General features: G+C 48.2%; 22 protein-coding genes. 18 read left to right on the top strand and 4 right to left on the bottom strand.

What is annotated here, in order from left to right:
• Positions 1-104: 104 nt before the first annotated feature.
• The 6 genes from K7P76_RS26200 (at position 105) to K7P76_RS26175 (ending at position 6,758) form a co-directional block, all read left to right on the top strand.
• On the top strand, positions 105-1,088 hold the full coding sequence (locus tag K7P76_RS26200; RefSeq protein ID WP_232189027.1) for a hypothetical protein: 984 nt from the start codon (positions 105-107) through the stop codon (positions 1,086-1,088).
• Positions 1,089-1,254: 166 nt separating this feature from the next.
• The gene (locus K7P76_RS26195) at positions 1,255-2,418 is read left to right on the top strand and encodes an InlB B-repeat-containing protein (protein WP_232189026.1); all 1,164 of its coding nucleotides are present in this window, start codon (positions 1,255-1,257) and stop codon (positions 2,416-2,418) included.
• Positions 2,415-3,092, top strand: a complete 678-nt coding sequence (locus K7P76_RS33535; RefSeq protein ID WP_232189025.1) for an S-layer homology domain-containing protein — start codon at positions 2,415-2,417, stop codon at positions 3,090-3,092. Before K7P76_RS26195 ends, K7P76_RS33535 begins: the two co-directional genes overlap by 4 nt.
• A 217-nt stretch (positions 3,093-3,309) precedes the next feature.
• Positions 3,310-5,469, top strand: coding sequence for an ABC transporter transmembrane domain-containing protein (locus tag K7P76_RS26185; protein ID WP_232189024.1), 2,160 nt, complete (start codon positions 3,310-3,312; stop codon positions 5,467-5,469).
• A complete protein-coding gene (locus K7P76_RS26180) occupies positions 5,466-5,972 on the top strand; it encodes a hypothetical protein (RefSeq protein ID WP_232189023.1) in 507 nt (168 codons plus the stop codon). Before K7P76_RS26185 ends, K7P76_RS26180 begins: the two co-directional genes overlap by 4 nt.
• Before the next feature lie 273 nt (positions 5,973-6,245).
• Positions 6,246-6,758, top strand: a complete 513-nt coding sequence (locus tag K7P76_RS26175; protein ID WP_232189022.1) for a hypothetical protein — start codon at positions 6,246-6,248, stop codon at positions 6,756-6,758.
• 204 nt (positions 6,759-6,962) lie between these two features.
• Here K7P76_RS26175 and K7P76_RS26170 read toward each other — a convergent pair whose 3' ends face one another.
• Positions 6,963-8,057, bottom strand: a complete 1,095-nt coding sequence (locus K7P76_RS26170; RefSeq protein ID WP_232189021.1) for a lipocalin-like domain-containing protein — start codon at positions 8,055-8,057, stop codon at positions 6,963-6,965.
• A gap of 480 nt (positions 8,058-8,537) precedes the next feature.
• Complete coding sequence (locus tag K7P76_RS26165) at positions 8,538-8,774, bottom strand: transposase (protein WP_232189020.1); 237 nt, start codon at positions 8,772-8,774, stop codon at positions 8,538-8,540.
• 200 nt (positions 8,775-8,974) lie between these two features.
• Here K7P76_RS26165 and K7P76_RS26160 point away from each other — a divergent pair, with 200 nt between their 5' ends.
• From K7P76_RS26160 to K7P76_RS26110, 11 genes are all read left to right on the top strand, one after another.
• The gene (locus tag K7P76_RS26160) at positions 8,975-9,940 is read left to right on the top strand and encodes a Ger(x)C family spore germination protein (RefSeq protein WP_232189019.1); all 966 of its coding nucleotides are present in this window, start codon (positions 8,975-8,977) and stop codon (positions 9,938-9,940) included.
• Between the two features lie 91 nt (positions 9,941-10,031).
• A complete protein-coding gene (locus K7P76_RS26155; RefSeq protein ID WP_232189018.1) occupies positions 10,032-10,385 on the top strand; it encodes an ArsR/SmtB family transcription factor in 354 nt (117 codons plus the stop codon).
• The gene (locus tag K7P76_RS26150) at positions 10,382-10,879 is read left to right on the top strand and encodes an SRPBCC family protein (protein WP_232189017.1); all 498 of its coding nucleotides are present in this window, start codon (positions 10,382-10,384) and stop codon (positions 10,877-10,879) included. Before K7P76_RS26155 ends, K7P76_RS26150 begins: the two co-directional genes overlap by 4 nt.
• Positions 10,880-10,908: 29 nt before the next feature.
• Positions 10,909-11,379 (top strand): VOC family protein, encoded by a 471-nt coding sequence (locus K7P76_RS26145; protein ID WP_232189016.1) that lies wholly within the window; start codon positions 10,909-10,911, stop codon positions 11,377-11,379.
• Position 11,380: 1 nt separating this feature from the next.
• On the top strand, positions 11,381-11,788 hold the full coding sequence (locus K7P76_RS26140) for a DUF1801 domain-containing protein (protein WP_232189015.1): 408 nt from the start codon (positions 11,381-11,383) through the stop codon (positions 11,786-11,788).
• Between the two features lie 223 nt (positions 11,789-12,011).
• Positions 12,012-13,607, top strand: a complete 1,596-nt coding sequence (locus K7P76_RS26135) for a response regulator transcription factor (protein WP_232189014.1) — start codon at positions 12,012-12,014, stop codon at positions 13,605-13,607.
• Positions 13,604-15,379 (top strand): cache domain-containing sensor histidine kinase, encoded by a 1,776-nt coding sequence (locus K7P76_RS26130; protein WP_232189013.1) that lies wholly within the window; start codon positions 13,604-13,606, stop codon positions 15,377-15,379. The genes K7P76_RS26135 and K7P76_RS26130 overlap by 4 nt, the downstream gene beginning before the upstream one ends.
• A gap of 118 nt (positions 15,380-15,497) precedes the next feature.
• Positions 15,498-16,931, top strand: a complete 1,434-nt coding sequence (locus K7P76_RS26125) for an ABC transporter substrate-binding protein (protein WP_232189012.1) — start codon at positions 15,498-15,500, stop codon at positions 16,929-16,931.
• A gap of 90 nt (positions 16,932-17,021) precedes the next feature.
• Entirely contained in the window at positions 17,022-17,909 is an 888-nt protein-coding gene (locus K7P76_RS26120) for a carbohydrate ABC transporter permease (RefSeq protein WP_232189011.1), read from the top strand.
• A complete protein-coding gene (locus K7P76_RS26115; protein ID WP_232189010.1) occupies positions 17,906-18,736 on the top strand; it encodes a carbohydrate ABC transporter permease in 831 nt (276 codons plus the stop codon). The genes K7P76_RS26120 and K7P76_RS26115 overlap by 4 nt, the downstream gene beginning before the upstream one ends.
• Positions 18,737-18,762: 26 nt before the next feature.
• Positions 18,763-20,616, top strand: a complete 1,854-nt coding sequence (locus tag K7P76_RS26110) for a glycoside hydrolase family 127 protein (protein WP_232189009.1) — start codon at positions 18,763-18,765, stop codon at positions 20,614-20,616.
• A 127-nt stretch (positions 20,617-20,743) separates the two neighbouring features.
• On the opposite strand, the gene K7P76_RS26105 is transcribed toward K7P76_RS26110, so the two are convergent.
• Complete coding sequence (locus tag K7P76_RS26105; RefSeq protein WP_232189008.1) at positions 20,744-22,357, bottom strand: sensor histidine kinase; 1,614 nt, start codon at positions 22,355-22,357, stop codon at positions 20,744-20,746.
• Positions 22,354-23,052 (bottom strand): response regulator transcription factor, encoded by a 699-nt coding sequence (locus K7P76_RS26100; RefSeq protein WP_309244794.1) that lies wholly within the window; start codon positions 23,050-23,052, stop codon positions 22,354-22,356. Before K7P76_RS26100 ends, K7P76_RS26105 begins: the two co-directional genes overlap by 4 nt.
• A 123-nt stretch (positions 23,053-23,175) precedes the next feature.
• Here K7P76_RS26100 and K7P76_RS26095 point away from each other — a divergent pair, with 123 nt between their 5' ends.
• Positions 23,176-23,694: an extracellular solute-binding protein gene (locus tag K7P76_RS26095; protein WP_232189007.1), complete on the top strand. Its 519-nt coding sequence runs from the start codon at positions 23,176-23,178 to the stop codon at positions 23,692-23,694.
• The last annotated feature ends 92 nt before the right edge of the window (positions 23,695-23,786 follow it).

Raw genomic sequence — 23,786 nt, 5'->3', positions numbered from 1 at the left:
CTTACAGGAAGCGCTTTCTTTTCAGTCTAGAGACATATCGGGTAGGTACAATAGGGACAGAGTAAAATTTAATCTGTTTAATTATGAATAGGGAGCGGTGGAATATGGTTCGTAAACAGTGGAATCGATTAGGAGTTTGTTTTTTATCATTGGCCATATTGCTAGGATCCATCATCGTGCTGCCTCAGGCACAAGCCGAAGCCAGCACGAATACGGTTAAAGCGCAAGTATTGAATACTTATTTATTCACGAGTAACGCAACTTACAACGGCAATGTAGCAAAATATGTGTACAGCGACGGAACGACCGTAAAAGAAAGCGATACGGTGCCCACTTCTGCCAAGTGGGTGACGGCTAGCTCGATCTACGACGGAGGGTGGGGGCGGTACAGCAGAGAAGCTTTCTACCGGTATAGCGACGGGACGACCATAAGCGAGGTGGCGAACCCGCTTGATATTCCGGTGAATGCGAAATGGGCTACGATTTACAAATATAAGGTCATCGGGGTTCCTGATGATCCTTTTATCGGAGGCCAAGTCTATCTTTACAGCTTGGACGGTGAGCATGTATTGAGCGGATCCAGCATTCCGGCGTACGCCATATGGGGAACGTTGGCAGGCTCTACCGACGGCTTCAGTTTTCATAGTCATAGCGAGACTTTCAAATCCTACGATACAGGGATTGTCGTGCCATCCGTGACCGGATCAACGATCAAGTCGAATGATACGTTGTCGGTGAGTATCGCGAAGCCATCCGATACGATCACCGTGGATCTCGCGATAGACGGGCCGGTCGACCGCGTCGTCGCGACGATCGCGGGCAGAATCGGAACCGTGGAGAAGCTTGACAATACGCATAGGAAAGCGACGCTTCTCCTGGACGGTACGGAAGCCGAAGGGGATATTCCGCTATTGGTAGAGATCTATACGATCGATGGATTCCGGCTGACGGCGACTGCGACGACGGACGGCTCGAAGGTGCTATACGACAAAACGGGGCCTTCGATCGAGACATCCTATGATCCCGATTGGATGACGAATCAGGATGTGACGATTACCGTGGATGTGACGGACCCGGGCAGCGGGTGAGTGGACGGCGGCTACTTTTCCTGCAGAGGGCCAAGATTTAATCGATAACAGCTTTACCGTCAGCGAAAATGGAATTTATACGATCTTTGCGCGAGATAAGCTAGGCAACGAGACCGTAAATCAGGTTGAAGTCTACCAGATCGATAAGGAAAAACCGACGATCCAAGTGGAACTCTCTCCGTCCGGTCCGACGAACGACGAGGTTACGGTAATCGTAACTACCGACGACACGGGCAGCGACATCGCTGAGGCGAAATGGGCGAGCGGCGAACAAAACGAGGCCTATTTCGCGGATGAAGGCGAGGAGTTGGAGTTAGAAGAAGTGTGGGACGGATGCGACGAGTGGGATGATTGCGAGTGGGGGGGTTACAAGGCAAGCTTCACCGCAACCACGAACGGAACTTACACCGTATACGTTATGGATGAGGCGGGCAATGAGAAGATTGAAACGATCGACGTGGCCAATATCATTACGGATCAGCCTGCTATAACGTTAAGCGCCGCGCCGGTAACGACAACCGATGGAACCGTGACAATAACGGCGGCTGTCGCCGCTCACGGCGTCGATATCGGCAACGGAGTCGCCCTGGTCAAATGGGACAAAGGTACTCGCGATGCCAATTATTTTACTGCCAGCGGAACGGACATAACGACCGGGAAGCAATTCACGGTCACGGAGAATGGCGATTACACTGTATATGCGAAAGATATCGCGGGTAACTCCACTACGAAACTAATTCATATCGCTAACATTACTCCTAAAGCTTCCGTAAATTTTAACAGCAACGGGGGATCGACAGTCAATGCCCAGACGGTGATTATTAATGGTCACGCAACTGAGCCGACTGCCCCTGCGAGGGCGGGTTACACATTCGGAGGCTGGTATTCCGACAGCAGCTTGACGAACGTGTTCAATTTTGCGGGAACCGCCATTATCTACGATACTACGCTTTATGCGAAATGGACGGCTATCAGCACCTCCCAACCAGAGACGGGCAGTGGCAATGTCAGTACCGGTGATATAAAGGTGACGGCAACGAATGGTCAATTAACGTTACCAATAGGTAAATCTGGCGAGGTTAGTTTAGGAACTGCGGTCACGGTCTCGATTCCGGCAGATGCCTCAGGCAAGGAATTGAAACTGACGATAGAAAAAGTGTTGGACGCTCAGAAACTTCTAACGGAGAAAGACGTTCTAGCCAGTCCAATCTATGAGATTTTGAAAAATTTCTCGGAGAACTTCAGCAAACCGGTCACATTAACTTTATCATTCGATCCTGCAAGCTTGAAGAACAATCAAAGAGCATCCGTGTACTATTTGACGAAGTGAAGAAGAAATGGGAGGAAGTCGGAGGTCAGATAAACGGCAATCGCATCACGGTAGAGGTCAATCACTTTACGAAGTTCGCCGTATTTGCGGCAGATAAAGTGTCGGAAGTGCCGGATACGGATACAAAACCGAATATAAACTTCAGTGACATCGCGGGACACTGGGCTGAGGCCAACATCAAGCAAGCGGTAAATGCCGGAATCGTCACCGGGTATGCGGATGGAACGTTTAAGCCCGGGAAAACGGTGACGCGCGCGGAATTTGCGGTCATGCTGGTGAATGCGCTCAAGCCGAAGGAAGAGGGAGCGGATCTGGCGTTCGCAGATGCAGCTAAAATCGCAAGCTGGGCACAGCGTGCGGTGAAACAAGCGATACAAGCAGGTATTATTAAAGGCTATAAGGATGGGTCTTTCCGTCCGGATGCCCAAATTACACGCGCCGAGATGGCAGCGATGATTGCGAATGCGCTTGATCTAACGATACAATCCAATACCGAAACGGGCTTTGCGGATGACAAGGACATTCCCGTTTGGGCGAAAGGTGCAGTGGCTGCCGTGAAGGAATTGGGCCTTGTACAAGGCAAAGGCGCCGGTAAATTCGCTCCCAATGGCGTAACAACCAGGGCTGAGGCTGTCACGGTAATACTGAAAATGCTTACGAAAAAAAGCAAGTAAAGCAAAACAGAGAGTAACGATGAGCTAACAACCGAAGCCGCAACACATTCGGTTGTTGGCTTTTGGTGCGTTTTGGGGTACATCGACTGAACATCCTGCACAAATTTTCGTTCCTGTTTTCGACAATACTTGACATGAAGCGCTTTCTTTTCAGTTTATAAGTATATCGTCCATGTAAAATAGTGCATAGCAAGTAAGTACGAAGGAGATGGGCAGAATGTTGTTCAAAACAATTAGCACTTATATTCGATCGTCTCCCCTCTTATTTGCGATGATCTCACTCGGGGCTTTGTTCGAGCTCTTGTTCCATTATCTATCCGCGCTGAGCTTCAAATATTTGATCGATAAAGCCTTGATTCCCAAAGATGCAACGGTCTTGGCGATCATTGTGGGTTCGCTTATCATGATAGGGCTGCTGAACGTGATTACGGGCATTATGGGCGATTACGCCAAAGCAAAGCTTGGCAGCCAACTGCTATTCGATTACCGCATGAAGCTGTTTAGGCATATGCAAATGCAGTCTCATCGTTTCTATGAACGATTTCGTATTGGAGATATTCTCGCCCGGTTTACCGATGACATTCCCAATATTCAAGCGTCTTCGTTACAGATGCTATCGGGGGGTCTCATTTCGGTTCTGAGCGTCATGGTCGGCCTTGCAATTTTGTTCTCGATGGAGTGGAAGCTTACTTTGCTTGCCATCGGAGGCTCAGTTTTGCTCTTCCTGCCATACCGCATGCTTAAAACCCGATCTCTGATGCTAAATGAGGCATATTACGCGCAGTTGGGGAATTTTACTGGAGCGATCGACGAGAACATCAAAGCATACAAGGTGATCAGGGGATTCGATCTGCGTAAAACGATGCTGACGCGCATCGAGGGTAATCTTAGTGCCATGCTGTCGATCGGCGTCAAACGAAGCTTCGTGAATGCCAACTTGAATCGTTTGCCGATGCTTGCCATTTCAGTATTAACGGCAATCATTCTCGGATACGGGAGCTACCTCACTTTTAATGGACGACTCTCGATCGGAAGCTTTATTGCATACAATTCTATATTTATCACAGTTGGCCAATCGATGTTTGGCGTATCCGCTTTACTGCCATATATCTTGTCTGCAAGAACAAGTTTTCTTCGTCTGCAGAAGGTACTTGATTGGCAGCCCGAGGTTGCCGAGCGCGGCAGCCGGGTGCTTGCGCCGGTAAAACGCGAGATTGCGCTGCGCGACGTTTCTTTTGCTTACGTCCCAGGGGAGCCGGTGTTGCGCGATCTCGATCTCTCCATTTCCGCAACCGGCTATACGTCTATTGTCGGCGCCAGCGGATCGGGCAAGAGTACAGTGCTCCAGTTGTTGCTCAGGTTCGAAGATCCGAGCGTAGGCGAGGTTTTATACGACGATGAGGATATCCGGGAAACCGATTACGCTTCGCTGCTTCGGCAGGTAGGCATCGTTTTCCAGGATTCGATTTTATTCAACGCATCAATCCGGGACAACATCCGCATCGGTAGACCGGAAGCAGAGGAGCGGGATATCGAGGAGGCTGCCCGCGCTGCGGGAATACATGACACAATCCTTGGCTTCACTGACGGATACGAAACGCAGATTCACAATCACGGGGATAATCTGTCAGGCGGACAGAAGCAGCGGATCGCTCTGGCCCGGGCGCTTATTCGCATGCCGAGAATACTGTTTCTGGACGAAGCGACATCTGCCCTCGATCCCGACACGGAGCGCTCGGTTAACGAGACGATATTGTCGTTGTCACGCACCCGGGCGATCGTATCGGTAACGCATCGTTTGGCTTACGCAGCTATGTCCGAGCGCATTATCGTTCTCGAACAGGGCAGGGTGGCAGAAACTGGCTCTCACGAAGAGTTGATGGGATGCAATGGCCCGTACCGTCGCATGTGGGACAAGCAGCAGGGCTTTTCACTGTCAAAGGGCGGAGGCAGCGTTCAAGTGGATTCGAACCGGCTGGAACAATTTACTTTCTTTCGGGGGTTCGAGCCAGCTGCACTGCAGGAGATCTCCCGGCTATTCGTCACGGAAAAATTCGAAGCAGGCGTTCATGTGGTGGAGCAGGGGGATGAGGGAGACAAGTTTTACATTATTGTGCGGGGCAAAGTAGAGGTCGTTCGGATTTTGGATACAGGGGAATGCAAGAAACTGGCAGTATTGGAAGACGGAGATCATTTTGGAGAGATTGCGCTGATGCATGACGTTCCGCGTACGGCAAGCATCGTTACTCAATTGCCATGTCTCTGCTTGTCGTTGTCCCGCGATAACTTCAATCCCCTGATGACCCAATACCCATCCATCCGCGAAGCGCTCGAAACATCGCTTCAGACGCGAAAACAAAGGAGCAATGCCCAATGAACCAATGGTTAACGGCAGATAGTGAAGCCGCCAAGGAAAGCGCGGTGATATTGTTGAGCAGAAACGGCGAACATCTCGGAGTTCCATATCAATGGAGTACGGTACTGTCCTCGCTCCTATGCTCCATGTACGATAATGGGCTTATGATTGGTCTGGACAGCAGCGGCGAAATCGCGGGGGTACTTGCGTATACCTCTGGAACAGGAGAGGACAAATATCAGGACCGGACGAAAATCGAGGTTCATCTCCTGTTTATCGAGAAGCGGATGCGCAGCGGAAGGATGCTGACGGAGGCGATGCGTACGCTTGCCGGGATGATACTTGATTCGCCGAGCGAAATCAGGGAGATTGCCTTCTATGCTAATCCTTCCGCTATCAACAGGCGGTTGTTCGGCAAATTCGCAGAGCTGATTCACACATCTGAACATCCCTGCGGAATGTTGGATTACTATCGGGTCATCCCGGAAAGATTGCTTGTTTACGCCTCCCGCCACAGCGCGTGAAAGGCGGACGCTATTCCACGCAAATGGCCGGCATCGCTGCCGGCCACCTGAATGGAGGAAGATTAATTTTTTGCTAAAGCTTCTTTTGTAACTTGATCTCTTGCTTCTTGCGCAGTTATTGCCATTGGTGGATTGCATGCCGGAGCGCCCATGTTTGTTCACCTCCTTATATTATCTTAATTAGAAATATAATCTATATATTTAAAAACTACAAGGTATTATCTATAAAATTTGTTAGTTTAATAGTTAATTCCAATAAGGAGTGCAACTGGGATGGTTCGATTCGAGATTTGCCGCAACACCGGTCATTGGAGCGCGTTTACGGAATTTTACGTTGAACATCGTCATCGCATTATTCCGGATTATAAGATCAGCCATGCACTCGTAGACGTCAAAAATGTTATGAAACATGGAAGAGGCGCCATTCTGAGAGACCGAACGAATCATATCGTAGGTATCGGCAGCTTCGTTCTTGGAATGGAAGAACATGGTTTCGAGTACAAGCATATCGCAGTTCTGGGCAATTGCTATTTTACGGACGATTATCGGAATAACCGAACCTTCATAAGGGGCTTACAGGTGTTGGCGGAACAAATTGGGAATGCCGCGAGCGATGTGACGGAAGTGAGGATCCCTACGGCGGCCGACAATTCCTATACGAACCGTATCTATCAGAAAATCGCTAATAAGTTTCATACGTTCGAATCGGGCCACGGCTACGGACTCTTCCATGTATATTCTACGTCATACGACCGATTCGTTGAATTCTGCAATCGGTTTCGTTGAGGGAACTCGCAAAAATTCGGATAGCCTAATTCTGTATTCTGACCACTCTTTCTAGGAATCGTCAGCTAGTTTTGCGAAATCAACGCAACTATACTGAAGTCAAACGCCTTATGAGAAGGTAGAACACTTGCAAACGACAGCTCCATTCGAAATCCAATGAACAGTTGCTTCTCTGGTAAATTATCATCTTACGCCATATTATGGCTATGACAATTGCGGATAGCCGACCAGGTCGACGAAGCCGTGACCTTTCACCGGATAATAGTTGCCGTTTGAGGATCGCGCTTTACCGGTTACGATGCATACGCCTTCCCAGATCGCCTGAAGGGGTCCTATAATCGGTATCTCTTGTTCTTTCAAGAGAGGGGTTACTTGCAGTTCCATAGAGAAGTCGGGAAGGGAGATTTGCCATTCCACAGGGTAATGGGCCGATGTTAAGCTACTGTCCCAATGCTTCGTTGGCTGGAGTTTGACCCATTCAGACGTGGTCACCGAGCCATCCTTCCGGATTAGCTTCGCGACCGAGTAGGGCGCATCCGACGCATCCGCTTGGCGCAAACGGTTGATCAACAAATCATTGCCGTCAATCAGCTGAATCCCAAACCAATCCCAGCCTTCGCCTTGGAGCAAACCGTAATTTCGTCCCCACTGATGGTCGAACCAGCCTTCGCCCCACAGCATTTCCGCGCGTCCGTCCGCATACAGCTCTCCGAACACTCGGTTTCGGGTCACGGAATAATAACGGAGCCCGTTCACTTTTCCTTTTTCGTCGATGAGAGAAATGGGCTTAAAAGGGACGTAATTTAAGCGAATGCGAGCGGTCTTGGACGTCAGCTGCAGCTGGAAGTCGGACCGGAGATCGTCCTTGAACGTCATCCGGTTGCTCCCGTAGGTTAATCGGGTAGGGCGAGTTTGAACGGTAGCAGCTGTCTTCATGAAACGATGGGGCGAGGGCAGGGAGCCCTTCAGCAAATGCTTATATTGATTCCACGTATGTCTATCTCTTGGATTCTTAATCAGATAGGCCGGGAGGTATACGCCAGCCATCTGATAAGAGAGCATCCGATCCAGCTCGGAATGGCTCTCGATATGGTTTGTATTCAATCTGATCAAGGAGTGAATCATGTAATGGCCTTTGGGTACGGCAAGTTCCCCGACACGGAAAAACGAAGCCATCACAGTGTAGCGGTTGCCGTGACTCCCCAATAGCAGCGCGTAACAGTACCACCACTCTACGTTTGAGATCGGATGGCTTGCCGCGTCTTGAGGAAAGGTGATGATGCTTGGCTGGCGATTCAACAGTGTACACCTGCTTTTTTCTACCAACATATGTGGGCGCGGGAGAAGGGGTGAAAAACCAGAAGGAATGAGTACAAGCTCTAACGGGGAGGGGACCGCAACAGCCCCCGGTTTTATATTATTTTTGAAGCTCTGTTATTATCCTGAAGGTTACTCCGAATTTATCCGTTACCGTACCGAGTCTATGATAGATTCAAATAGACAAAGAACCTAATATAAATCCACTAAAGCCGCACAATTGCGGCTTTTTTTGTACGATCAGGAAGTTTATAGACATCTATTTATTTGGGAAATACAGGAATAAATCGGCACTTAATTTCCGTGCTATTCGGAGAAAAGGTACCATTATCCCCTTTCATCAGAAGTAAGTTGCTAATAAGCGGATATTCGAATGTCACGACTTGAGTGGGGAATTGCAATCAGCGGATATTTGAATGTCACGACTTGAGTGGGCAGTTGCAATCAGCGGATATTCGAATGTCATAACTTAAGCGGAGAATTGCAAATGGTGCCGGCGATGACAGACGTCTGATGACGACAGGAGCAGCATTCGTAGAGAGACAGTCTGCGCGTAAGAATGAGATAAAAGTGAGGATGACGACAAGTCGGGCAACGGAAGCCGTCCGTCCATCTGGCTTCGAACAGCGCCTTGGGGCAAGCCTGCTCGGAGTTGAACTGCTGGCAAAATGCCTTGGAGGTCAGATGATCCAGAAACATAGGCGGCCTCCCTTTTTAAAAAATAGAACATTTGCTCTTATCCTCTCACACTTAACATACGTTCTATTTTCAAGAGGTGTCGGGTAAATTTACAACGTACCGGGTTTGTTTTCAAAAACATGAACAAGGGTTTTCCCCCTGATGCGCAGGGATAATGGGACGTTTTTGCTGAAAGGAGGTAGGGGGGCTGCGGTGGACAAATGGGAGTTTCCTATCAAGATCAAATCTATAAAGTTATTCTCCTGATCCCGAAACCCGTTGCACACACCACTCGAATTAGAAACATATCCGGTACTGGAAAAACGATAACTCAAGCGGTAGATAACATCAGCGTAGATATGGAAAGCAGTGTCGACTTGCTTCATTTGAAAGTCATTATTTTTGATAAAAAATATGCGCAACATGGAGTAACCGACAGCATCACCGGTTTCATGAGAGCTCGGGATATTTCTCCTAAAGCAATAGTCGTCATATGCGACGAAGACCTCGATCTTTTTTTCCCTAAAGTTCAAAAAACAATGGAACCCAAAGGGACTCCCCTTTACGACAGTTTTGAGAAAAATGCGGGATGGAATCCGCAAGTCGCGTTGACGCGGGTTTGGCAGGTTTATCGCAGCATCCATTCCTTCACGCATGACGTTGCTATACCCATTGTAAAATCGGGGAAGAGCACGGTCATCGAACATATCGGTTCCGCGATGATCAAAAACGGGAAAATGGTGGACAGGATCAGTTCTGATGAGACTCTTCTATTTAATGCATTCAACGGGGAAAGCGCTCAGGGGAAAATTGAAGTTTTGGATCACGCGAGCGTGCTGATCGTTAATAATACAATTAAAAACAGAAGTAAGTTAACGAATAATAGGCCTTACCTGAAAAGCAAGATCAAATTGAAAGTCTCCCTTCTGGAAACAAGGGGAAACCCATCAAACCAAGTCATTAAAGATGAATTGGTTAAGCTTCTTACTAAACGGTTTAACCGCATGTTAACTAAAGTCCAGACAAGAGAAGCGGATATTTTAGGACTGGGACAGTTTTTCCGGAACAAAATACGAAGAGATCAGTTGCAACATTGGAGGACCGATTACCTCCCTTATTTAAAAATGGATTTTCAAATGGATATCGTCATTCAAAATGAAGGAAATTTGAAGATGACCAAAGATTAAATTTATTTTTATTTAAGTATTTACTTGATAAAGGAATTGGTTTATTATAAAGCCACGGAACAAAGCGGAAGGGAGGAAAATAAATAGTTGTATGCCTAATGATATATTTTCCGCACTCGCTGATCCAACACGACGCAATATTCTGGAAATGCTTGCTGGCAATGACGAGTTTCCCGCATCCGAGATCTACGATAAATTCCAAGTCAGTCCACAAGCTATCTCCCAACATTTGAAGATTCTTCGAGAAGCGAATTTGGTGCATGTGGAAAAGAGGGCGCAGCAACGCATCTATCGAATTAACACCGATGCAATGGTTGAACTGGAACAATGGTCCAAGAGTATGAGACATCGATGGACTAGACGGTTGGATGCAATGGAAGCAGTCTTAAAAGCAGAAATGAAAAAAAACTTAAAAAACCAAAACGAAGAGGAGCAATCCAATTGAATCAAAGCACGAATAAACAAGACCTCGTCATTACCCGTATATTCGATATCCCCGTCGAACTTGTATGGAAGGCCTGGACGGATCCCAAGCTCGTTATGCTGTGGTGGGGGCCAGCGGACTATATCTCGCCACAATGCGAAATAGACTTTCGTGAAGGTGGAAAATATCTTTTCTGCATGCGTGCACCGAAAGAACAAGGGGGTCTAGATTACTACTCCACAGGCGTCTACGAGAAGATCGTCCCCTTGGAGCGTCTTGAATTTACGCAGAGCTTGGCCGACAAAGACGGCAACGTGGTGAATCCCATAGAGGTGGGCATGCCCCCGGATTTCCCGAAAGAAATCAAATTCGTAATCGAATTCAAAGCCCAAGGCGACAACACGGAACTCATTATCACAGAACACGACTGGACGTTGGGTCAAATGTCCAAATACGCCGTCATCGGCATGAACCAGTCGCTCGATAAGCTTGCGGCAAGTATTGGCTCTTTATAAAAAATCGATAACTAAGGAGATGTTCATCTATGCTAAAGATCACCCCGTTCTTGTGGTTCAATAATAATGCTGAAGAAGCCATCGATTTTTACAGCTCTATCTTTAAAAATTCATTAACGGTGAGCGTTACCCGTTATGGAGAAGGAGCGCCTGCACCGAAAGGGACTCTAATGTCCGCCACATTTGAGCTTGAGGGACAAAAATTCATGGCCTTAAACGGCGGTCCGCATTTCAAGTTCAACGAAGCCATCTCGCTTTTCGTGAACTGCGAGACGCAAGAAGAAGTAGACGAACTGTGGGAGAAACTGTCCGAAGGCGGAGAAAAATCAAGATGCGGCTGGCTCAAGGACAAATTCGGTCTGTCGTGGCAGGTCATTCCTACCATTTTAGGCGAGTTGTTGCAAGATAAGGATGCCAGAAAAGCGCAAAACGTTATGGAAGCCATGATGCAAATGGATAAAATCGATATAAAAGCTTTGAAGCAAGCCTATGAGAAATAATATGACGAATAAATCGGAAACAATCGGCAATCAACAAGTAGTTGATTATATGAATAATCTTGAACATCCCTTTAAGAAGGAAATAGAGGAAGTTCGAAAAATTATTCTAGGTACGGATAATCAACTTACGGAACACATAAAGTGGAATGCGCCGAGTTACTGCTATAACAATGAAGACCGAGTGACTTTTAATTTGCACGGCAAAGGATATTTTCGGCTTATCTTTCATTGCGGAGCCAAGGCTAGAGATACCATAGCGAAGGAACCTTTATTTGATGACATCACAGGTCTGCTAGAGTGGGCTACCGGCGACAGAGCTATATTAAAATTTACAGATATGAATGATGTGAACGCCAAGAAAGAAAAGCTAGAAATATTGATATCTAAGTGGATAGAAGCGACGGGATGACAGGTAACAGACAGGCTTCAATAACCAATAATTGTCCACCTTTCTAATCATAATTACCTTCATAAAAGTAGATAACCTATTTATAATAAAAGTATTGCAGGCAGCTTTTTTATACTGGCCTGCAAGACGAGCAATCAAAGCGCCTATCCAAAAGAAGGTGCTTTTTTTCTATTAATCGCATTGGGGTCGAGTTATTTCCCAATAATGGAGAGGAATGATAGGGATGAAGATCTTGATCGTGGACGATGAGCCGAGACACCGCAGAGGGATGGCGAATATGATTCATACGCTGCGGCCCGAAGATCAAGTTCTTATCGCGAATGACGGGGCAAGCGCGTTGGAGTCCGTCAGATCTAACGAGCCCGATGTCGTGTTAACCGATATCCGGATGCCCAATATGGATGGTCTTGCGTTTCTGAAGCAGCTTGAAGACGAGAACCTTCAGCCCAAGGTCGTGATGGTTTCCGCTTATAATCTCTTTGAATACGCCCAGAAGGCCATCCGGCACGGGGCTTACGACTATCTGTTGAAGCCGGTGGAAGCGGAGAAGGTAGAAGACGTCTTGCGGCGTATCGAGGAACTACTCGCAGATGAATCCCGGCAGTATTCGGAATCGGAGGAGCTAAAGCATCGGCTTAGCCTCACTTCTTCTGCCTATCGAAACCGCCTTATTCTGTCCTGGTTAAACGGAAGCTTGTCGGCTGCGGAGCGTCAAGAGCTCGAGAAGCTGGACTGGATACAAGGAAACGGGATCGTTATTTTCTCGGAATTCCGCGTCGAACTTGGGAACAAAGCCGAACTTGACCCCATTGGCTTGATGCAACGCTTGGAGCAAACATGGGCGGAATGGGGCGAAGCCCATACTTTTCCCTTGAACGCTTTGGAGGAAGATATTTTTCAAGCGGTTACGATCCTTCGAACGTCTCTGCATACCCTCGATCGAATGCCGGATATTCGCTTAAGGGTGACCTCTTTAGGTACAGAATGGGCAAAGGCCGGACAGCTTTCACATGGGATCGGACCGGAATGCCGGTCGTTATGGTTGGAAGCTCCTCAAGCATACCGAGCAGCCCAATCCGCGAATAGATATAACTTCCATGAATGCTGGAACGGCATTCTATTCCATGAAGAAATCTTACCCTCCCGCAATCCCATCATTCTTGACGGAGAGAAGCTGTTCGAAGCACTGCAAGGAAGGGATGCCAATGCTGCTATAGACATATGCCAGACTGCATTCAATCAACTTGCAGCTAACGGCCATGCGAATCCAACCCTGATCAAAGAATCCGCCGCTCTTATTATCATGAAGATTAAAAGCAGAATTCGCGATTTCGTCGACCGACAGGTAGGGAGCGCGCTCACGAATTCGGTCGTTATGGCTATTCCGGCTTGCCAAACCTATACAGAGCTAATGGCTCTTCTGGAGGGAAGGCTGCGGGATGTGCACGATGCGTTACAGCAAGCGCAATTGGACAGAAGCGAGATTATCGTTGCCGAATGTTTGAGATGGATTCATGAGCACGCCAAGGAAGATTTGACGCTGGAACGGGCTGCCGAGCATTTTTTCTTCAATCCTTCTTATTTCAGCACATGGATCAAAAGCCGTACGGGGACGACGTTTTCCGATCATGTCATGGAGGCCAGAATGCAGAGGGCTAAGCAATTGCTTGCGGCAAACAGGCTGAAAATATATGAAATCGCCGCAGAGTGCGGCTATCAGGATACGAAGTATTTCTGCAGGGTATTCAAGAAACAGAACGGCATGTCACCGGAAGCTTATAAACACACATCCTTCCCGCAAAGGAGAGGCGAGGGATGAAGATGACATTCCGCTCTCGATTGTTAGCCAGTTATATATTCCTTATTGCAGTCCCGCTTATCGTGCTTGGGACCCTTTTCTATCGTACAAGCTTGCAGGTCGTGACGGATCAAGCGCAGAAGAACGTGTACGAAATCGTCAAGAAAAACAACGAGATAATGGACACCAAGCTGCGGATCGTAGACCAGAACAGCCTAGCCTTGTTCGTGGACAAGGATTTATTTCAAGTATTCAATAGCTTGAATCCGAACAACGAGGCGAATTTACTCGCCGCCGATCGTCTAGTATCCGATGCTTTAAGAAAATATTTCTCGCAAATCGACGACGTGTACGCTTACCAGTTATGGACGTCTTACTTTACGTTCGGCCAGACGTTGCCCCAAGGCGATCCGAACAAGTCGGATATTTACCGCGCGGCGCAACAGGCAGGAGGCAAGATGGTGTGGTATCCCACCTATGATTTCGTGGAAATGTTCGATCAACCGTATTTAGCGAAAGGATCGATCGATTTCCGTCATTTATTTTCCGCGACTCGACTCCTTAATTTTTCTTATTTGAACAATACAACCTTGGAGAAGCTGGATGCGGGCATTGAACGGCCTGTTCTAACGATCAGCTTCAAATCCGACGCGCTGAAATCCCTGTACGAGAAAAGCATTCCCGACGGTTCTCGCTATTTGGTTCTAGATCCGGACAATCGCGTCGTTGCCAGCGATGAATCCGGTAAAATAACGAAAATATATAAGGATGATTGGGTAGAACAGCTTCAACAGGTTGGCAGCGGTACGCGGAGAATGAAGCTTGACGGCGAGGAAATGATCGTCTGCTTCGATCGCTCGCAAGTCACCGGATGGATGTCCATTGTCATGACGCCCGAATCCGCGCTCGTCGGTAGTCTCGTTCCCATCATCCGTACCTCATCCACCCTGCTGGCCTTCATTATGGGAATCGCCGCGCTTATTTTCGCTTATTTTATTTCAGGCAAAATTACGAATCCGATCAAGAAGCTGCTCGGCGCGATGAAGTCCGTGGGCGAAGGGGATTTCCAAACAAAGGTCGTCGTCGGCACCAATGATGAATTCGGGATTTTGCTCCAGCGGTTTAATCGGATGAACGATCGGATTCGGTTATTGGTTTCGGAAAATTACGAGATCAAACTAAAGGAGCAGGAAGCGGAGATCCACGCGCTGAACATGCAAATGAATCCGCATTTTCTGTACAATACGTTAAACGTGATGAACTGGACGGCCATCGAGAACGATCAGAAGGAACTAAGCAAAATGCTAGTGTGCTTATCCAACATGCTGCACTATACTTCGCGGAAGGAATGGGGAGCCGTACATCTATCCGAGGAAATCGAGTGGATGAAAAACTACTTCTATATCATGTCTGTCCGATTCGAAGATAAATTCACGGTCAGCTACGAGATTGATCCGATGCTTTACGATTACAAGATGCCAAGGCTGCTCTTTCAGCCGTTCGTCGAAAATGCCATTTTGCATGGTTTCGATCAAACCGAATCGGGAGGACTCATCCGCATACGTGGCTGGATCGATGGAGGAACCCGGCATTATGAAGTCGCGGATAACGGACGGGGAATGAGCAGCGACACGGTTAATGCTATTTTATATCGGGAATCGTCTTCAATAGGCATTAAGAACACGATAGCCCGTATCCAGATGACTTACGGTGAAGAATATGGAGTCGTTATCTCCTCTATACCGGGTTCCGGAACGAAAGTGATCATCACGCTTCCGCTGAATACCCAATAATAATCCACCATTCCAATCAGGTTCGGGTTTTGTAAGCGCTATACCTGGTTCTATAATGAGAACATCATAGACTGCAGCTATGAACCAATAGGGTTTGAAATCGAAAGGGGTTCAGTATATGTCACGACAATGGAAATCCATAACCGTTCTGATGGCTTTAGTCTTGATGTTGGTCGCGATTGTTTCCGCTTGCGCGAAGTCCAACTCGGGCTCTGGAAACAGCAATTCCAATTCCCCCGCCAATACGGCGAGTTCAGAATCACCTAGCAAAGAAGGGGCGAATGAGCCCATTACGCTTCGCATGACAGTATGGGGAGCACCGGAGGAAGTAGCTGCCTACAAGGTGGCCATCGCAAAATTCGAGGCAAAATACTCGAACATCACCGTGAAACTTCAGCATATTGCCGCAGACTATGATACGAAACTCACGACAATGGTTGCAGGCAATGACGTACCGGATATCGCGATGATGGAGTCCGGCAGCATTGCTTTCCCTTTGGCGGAGCAAGGCAAGTTCTACAATCTTCAGGAATTTCTCCAGTCCGATCCGGAAATCAATGCGGACAGCCTAGTCCCGAATATCTCGTATTCACTTGAACCGGGGAATGTAATCGGCTTAGCTCCGGGTCCGGAGTCATTTGGTTTGTTCTACAACGAAGATATTTTTAACGATGCGGGCTTGACGCCTCCGCCTTCTAAAGCATCGGAAGCGTGGACATGGGATGAGTTCGTAGAAGTCGCCAAGAAACTGACGGTCGACACGAAGGGCAGGAATGCAGCAGATGCCGACTTTGATCCTAAAAACATTAAACAATACGGAGTTAACGTTCCGACGTGGTGGGGGAGCTACAGCAACTTTATTTACTCCAACGGAGGGGACTTCGTCTCCGAGGATGGGAAAAGCTTCGCGCTCAACCAACCGGCAGCAGTGGAAGCTCTTCAGAAGGTAGCGGATTTGATCAATGTCCATCATGTCGCACCGTCTCCAGTTCAAGCCAAGAACATTCCGGCTACGAACGTTGCGCTTCAGACGAAAAAAGTGGCAATGGCCATCGATGGGCAATGGGCAAGCACGGGATTGGCCCAATCGAAATTCCACTTCAACGTCGGCGTATTACCGACCATGAAAGCTCCCATGACAACAGTCGTTTGCGGAATGTTCTCCATGTTCAAGTCAACCCAACATCCTAAAGAAGCTTGGGAATTGATGAAAGCGCTGCTAGACCCGGAAGCCTCGATTGACATGATTACGGCGGGTACATGGATGCCTTCTTATAAAGACTGGTATACGGACCCGGCTATGCTTGCTAAATGGACGGAAAACCTGGATTCACGGCCATCGGGATATAAAGATGCTATCATAGATGTCCTACTGAATAATAGCCACCAGACACCGACGGGTTACGTGAAAAACTTCAATAAGATTATGGATATCGTTAATCCCGCTTTGGATAAAGTATGGCTCGGCCAACAAACGGCTCAAGAGGCTATGGATTCAATCGCGGATAAAGCGCAGAAACAGGTTCAGGGCCGCCGCGACGTGAAGGGATAAGGACTCAACGATTCTATCATGCGGGAAACGGCGTTCTTGCTCAAGATCGCCGTTTCCTTAAATAGGAGAGCTTCGAGAACGGAGGTACGCATGAGAAAAGGACTATTCTACGGGTTGTTGTTCACGTCGCCCGCCATACTCGGTTTTATCATCTTCACATTGGGTCCCATGATTGCCAGTTTGGTGCTTAGCTTGACGGATTATAACGTGTTTAAGGATCAAACCGCTTTCGTCGGAATCGATAATTATTCCAAGCTTTTCTCGGGTGAAGACGAACTATTCTATCAATCTCTAGGCATTACTTTTTACTTTGTACTATTGCGTGTACCCGCCGTTATTATTATCTCTTTCGTAATCGCCTTGCTTCTTAACCTGAACGTGAGAGGAAGAGCCATATTCCGTACGATCATCTACTTGCCCAGCATCGTCCCTGCGGTCGCATCGGCCATGATCTGGATGTGGCTGCTTAATCCCGATCTGGGCCTTGCCAATTCCGTGCTCGGATGGTTACATCTGCCGACAAGCAATTGGTTATATTCGGAAGGCAGCGTTATTCCGTCCGTCGTGCTCACAACGTTGTGGGGTATCGGCGGTACTGTTATTATTTTCCTTGCGGGGCTGTCGGGTATTCCGAAGCAGTATTACGAGTCGATCGACGTGGATGGGGGCGGGTGGTACAGCAAACTGCGCCACATTACGATTCCGATGGTCACGCCGACGATTTTCTTCAATACCATTATGACGATCATCGGTTCCTTCCAGGTGTTTAACGAAGCTTATATCTTGACGCAGGGCGGACCGAATAACCGCAGCTTGTTCTACGTGTTCTATCTCTGGCGCACGGGTTTCCGGGATACCGAGATGGGGTATGCATCAGCGTTAGCATGGGTACTGTTCCTCATTATTATGTTTTTCACCTTCTTGGTGTTCAGAACCTCGAAGTCATGGGTGCATTACGAAGGAGGGGAGCGTCCGTGAGGCAATCGAAGCTTTCGTTAACTGCAGGTTATTCGGCCCTTTTATTGATCTCGGTCCTGTTTATCATTCCATTCGTATGGTTGATGCGGAGCTCGCTCATGGATTTGTCGCAAATATTCACCATGCCGCCGGAGTGGATTCCGACGCCATTCCATTGGGATAATTTCCATCGAGCGCTCACGATTTTGCCGTTCGATACTTTCTTCACCAATACGCTTATTATAGTTGTCGGCGTTATTGTCGGCACTGTCGTTACCAGCAGTATCGCGGCGTTCGGGTTCTCGCGGATACAGTGGAAAGGCCGGGATATGCTATTCGGCATTCTGATGTCCAGCATGATGCTGCCCGTGGCCGTTACCCTTATTCCCAGCTTTCTCGGATGGCAGATGCTCGGCTTCTACGATACGTATTACCCGTTGATCGTGCCTGCTTATTTCGGCGGGGGAATCTTCAATATTTTCCTGCTTCGTCAATTCTATTTAACGATTCCGCGAGATTTCGATGAGGCGGCATTCGTGGACGGTGCAACCTATTTCCAAATCTATAGGAGTATTATTTTACCGTTGAGCCGTTCGGCTATTATTGTGGTCGCGTTGTTCAGCTTCCTGGGAACCTGGAACGATTTTATGGGACCGCTCATTTACTTGAAAAGCGACAGCCTCTTTACTCTTGCGCTCGGGCTGCAAATGTTTCAAGGTTCCTATACCGCGCAGTGGGATTTGCTGATGGCGGCTTCGGCAGCCGTCGTGCTGCCCTGCGTCATCGTGTTTCTGATCGGACAGCGGTACTTCCTTGAAGGGATTACTTTGACCGGCCTGAAAGGATAAGTTAACTAAAGAGAGGAAAATCCTGAATGACACAAATAGAAACCGGATTGAAGAGATGGCAGAGCGTTCCCTTTACAAAGGTTGAAATTGACGACGAATTCTGGCGTCCGCGCCTGGAAGTGCTGAAGAACGTCACGATGAAAGCCTGCTTAGCCCAATGCGAAGATACCGGGCGCATATCGAACTTCGCCAAAGCGGCCGGGCTGATCGACGGCAAATTCGAAGGCATTTATTTCAATGACTCCGATGTGTACAAAGTGCTCGAAGGCGCTGCTTATTCGCTGATGTTGGACAGGGATCCGATATTGGAAGCGGAAACAGATCGTATCATCGAGCTTATAGCCGCGGCCCAGGAAACGGATGGGTATTTGTGTACCTACTATACGTTGGAAGCGCCCGATAGCAAATGGACGGATATGGAGAAACACGAAATGTACAACGGCGGCCACTTAATCGAGGCGGCGGTCGCTTATTACGAAGCGACGGGCAAACGCAAGCTTCTCGAGGTTGCGTGCCGGATGGCTGACCACTATGACAGCTTATTCGGACCCGGAAAGCGTCATTGGGTGGAAGGTCATGAGGAAATCGAACTTGCGCTCGTGAAGCTGTATCGTGCTACTCATGAGGAGCGTTATTGGAAGCTGGCTCTTTGGTTGCTGAAGGAACGCGGGCACGGTCATGGAATAGGGGCGATATGGGACAAGGAAGAGTGGGGACCGGCATACTGCCAGGACGATGTGCCGGTTCGGGACATCGAGAAGGTAACCGGTCACGCCGTCCGTGCCATGTATTTGTATACGGCAATGGCGGATGTCGTTCACGCTTCCGGCGAAACAGCCTACGTCGATGCCTTGCATCGAGTTTGGGCGCACACGGTGGAGCGCAACATGTACGTAACGGGCGGGATCGGTCCTTCCTTGCATAATGAAGGCTTCACTCATGATTACGATCTGCCGAACGAAACCGCCTATTGCGAGACATGCGCGGCAATCGCTATGGCGTTCTGGAATCATCGGATGAACCTGTTGTTCGGGGATGGCAAATATGCGGACTTAGTGGAGCGTGAAATGTACAATGGCGCTTTGGCTGGGATTTCGTTGTCTGGCGACAAATTTTTCTATGTCAATCCGCTGGCATCGAAGGGCGATCACCATCGCGTGGAATGGTTCGGCACGTCCTGTTGCCCGACGAATTTGGCGCGGTTTCTGCCATCCATCGGCCAGTACGCTTATGCGAGGACGGACGATGGGTTTGCCGTAAATCAATTCATGAATAGCGAAGTGGAATTCGAAGTTGGCAGAGGGCTTAACGTCAAGCTGAAACAAACGACGAATTATCCGTGGGACGGCAAGATCAAGCTCGCGGTTACACCTGAACGAACGGGAAAATTCATCATTCGATTGCGCGTGCCCGGCTGGTGCAGAGGTTACAAGCTAAATATCGGCGGAGAGAAATTCCTTGGCGTCGAAGCGCTCACGGAGCAGGGGTACGTTGTTCTAGATCGAAATTGGTCGGAAGGCGACGTCATTATGCTTGAACTGGATATGCCTGTAGAGGTTGTGAGAGCTAAGGCGGAGGTCAAAGCCAATCGCGGCCGTCTTGCCATTCAGCGAGGTCCAATAATCTATTGCTTGGAGAAGACGGATAATCCGGAATTAACCTATGATGCTTGTACCTTCTCAGCACGGGAGGGGATGCAGGTCGAACACCATCCGGATTTGCTGGGAGGAGTGACCGTTCTGACCGGAAAGAGAGGAGAAGGGAAAGACCCTGGAAAGCCTTGTGTATTCATTCCCTACTACGCTTGGGATAACAGGGAGCCCGGCTTTATGCAGGTTTGGATTCGCGAGGCGGATGACCGAGGATTATATTTAATGTAATTAATCAAAACCGCAATCGGGCGAACATGATTTTAATTAACCACATTAATTGATACACAATAAATATTATGTAAACTAAATCGAAGAGGAAGCGGCGTGTCGTGAGTTTCAAACGACACGCCGGTTTTCAAAAGTGAATTTCCTCTTTGCCAATAGGCAGGGTGAAATGGAAGTTAACTCCTCCAGGCCGATTGGCGACGCCGAATCGGCTGTCATGTAGCAGCAAGATGCTGCTCACGATGGCAAGACCGATGCCTGTCCCGTTAGCATCCCGGCTGCGAGATTTCTCGACTTTATAGAAAGCGTCCCAAATTTGCGCCAATTCATCTTCCGGAATAGAGTCGCCTTCGTTGAACACGTCGATTCGAGCTTCGGATTGACCCGGAGAACGGGAGAGACCTATCCGTATGATTCCGCCCGGAGGGGAGTGCTTGATCGCATTGCTGAGCAGATTGGCCAACACCTGCCCGATGCGCAGACGGTCGCCAAAGACATGGATTTCTTCCCCGAGCAACATTAGTTCGCAGCGAATTCCTTTCTTCTCGATGTCGATTGACATTTTGTTTAGAATCGAGTGAATCGCCTTGCCCATTGGGAATACGGCTACGTTCAATTTATATTTCATCGATTCCAATTGGGACAAATCGAGCAAGTCAGTGATGATATCGGACATTCGCCCGGCTTCCTCCATAATGACGTCCAAATATTCCCCTCTTCGTTCTTCCCCCACGATATTCTCCTTTAATCCTTCGGCGTAACCGCTGATCAGGCTTATCGGTGTTTTCAGTTCATGGGATACGCCGGCGACGAATTCCTTGCGCATCTGCTCGAGCTGACGCTCTTTTTCAATATCCGCCGTCAACTTCCGGTTGGCCGAATGAAGTTGCCGCAGCGTCTCATCCAAATTTTGCGACAAGAAGTTGAGCGTGTTGCCTAGGCTGCCGATTTCGTCCTGCGATTTGACATCGGATCGGACGCTGAAATCCAAGTTGGCCATTTGCGAAGCCACGGCATTCAATCGTACGAGCGGCCTGGAAATCATCCGGGAATACAGGAAGGTCAGCAGTAAAATAACCACGACGGCCAGAGCCAGAAAATAGGGATATAAATTTCGGATAACGCCGGCGGCTTCTCCAACAGGCTGTAAGGAAGTGACGGAGACGAGAACGTCTTGAACCCCCATATCACCTGAGCAATTCATAGTCTTAGAGCAAGGTTTGCCGGAAAGCAAGCTGAATAGCACGATGCTGTTGTTGCTGTCGTTGATCTGCGCAGCCTTCGTCTCGTAGACAATCGTCTCATTCATTATCACTTTGGTGAATCGGACCTTGTCGGATGCCCACTCCTGCACAGCCGGATCTATTAACATCATCATTTTTTTTTGGAATTCCGGCGCCTGTGCTTCAAACATGAAATACTTGACTTTGCCTTTGATGCCGTTGTTGCCGTCTATGCGAATAATCGTTGAATAAATAGATTCGTTGGTCATATCAGACAGCGCCTTGATGAGCCGATTTTGCGTATTGATGTCTTCCATCAAATCAAAGGAATTAAATGGATCTTTATTTGGGACATATAAGCTTTTAAGTTTCTCAATTTTGTTTTTGAGCGTCGATATTTTTTGCGCTTTGTAATACGATTCGAAAGTTTGCAGCTGCAAAAACATCATAAGCGTGATCAAGCCGATCAAAAAGACGGAAGTAATGACGAACAGTTTAGTGGAAATGCTTCTTTTTCTCATAGCTTCACCTGGAATTTGTACCCGTATCCGATAACGGTGGCGATATGTCCGGCTTGATCCCGCAGTTTCTGTCGGAGCCGCTTAATATGCGTGTCCACGGTTCGCACATCCCCCTCGTAATCGAATCCCCAAATTTGATCTAATATTTTCTCCCTCGTAAGCGCGATGTTGCGGTGTTTGTATAAATACAGGAGAAGCTCGAACTCCTTGGGGGCCAGTTCGGTTCGGCTGCCGTCGATTCGCACCTCGTGGGACAGCTCGTTCATTTCCAATCCTCCAGCGCTTATCCAGCCTTCCGAAGAGGGGTCCGTCTCCGTATATATTTCCTGTCGCTTGAACAGAGCTCTGATTTTGGCAGACAGCACTTTGAGGCTGAATGGCTTCGTAATATAATCGTCCGCCCCAAGCTCATAACCGATTAATTTGTCGTTTTCTTCCGATTTCGCCGTCAGCAGCACGATCATAGCGTTCGACCGGGAGCGCACCGACTGGCAAACGGTCAAGCCGTCAACATACGGCATCATAATATCAAGAATGATCAAATCGACGTCGTTTTGGGCAAAAAGATCGAGCGCTTCCTGTCCGTTCGACGCTTTCAGAAGACGATATCCGCCTTCATGCGTGAAAAAATCGATGAGCAGCTTGCGCATTTTCGTTTCGTCATCGACAATCAGAATCGTTTTCGTTTGATCCACGGTTGTCTCACCTTTCTAGCAACGGATAACCGGAGATGACACAGGAATGTCACACAGCCGGATTATGATTACAAGCGAACAAGATTTGCATTGAATTTATCCTAAAAAGGAAGTGCCTGTCCAGTGAAAAAATATATGTTTTCCCTAACCGTTGTTGTTTTGATTGTGATGCTGCTTTCCGCTTGCTCCGGAGGCGGTAACAATACAGGGCTTGGGCAGTCGACAGGAGGAGGAGACGTGGTAAGCTCGGTTTCCGGCAATACGCTGACTATCGCCGTCACGAAAACCGAGCCATTCTTCGAAACGCTCAAACAGAAATTCGAAGCGTCTCACCCGGGCGTCACCGTGAATATCAAGGAGTACATTACTTCCACCATTGATAAGAGCGCTTCGGGAGCGATGCAGCAAATGCAGCGTGAAATGGAGAAGTACGTCACAACCGTGACGACGGAGATGGCGAGCGGACGCGGACCGGACCTGCTGGTGACCAACTATTTGCCGTACAAGAAATATGCCGACAAGCATATGCTGGCGGATATATCCAAGTTGATGGCGGATGATTCCTCATTCGATTCCAGCAAATATTTCATCAATGTGTTCGATACGATGAAATACAAGGGAGGATTGTTTGCAAACGAGTAAAAGGGAATGACACAGGATTGTCACAACACCGGATTATGATTACAAGTGTACAAGATTTGCATTGCATTCATTCTAATAAGGAAGTGTCATTA

This window comes from Cohnella silvisoli (genome assembly GCF_021190915.1).
Taxonomy (GTDB): Bacteria; Bacillota; Bacilli; order Paenibacillales; family Paenibacillaceae; genus Cohnella; species Cohnella silvisoli.
Note: the sequence above shows the minus strand (reverse complement) of the source record. Positions and strands in the feature narration are given on the sequence as shown.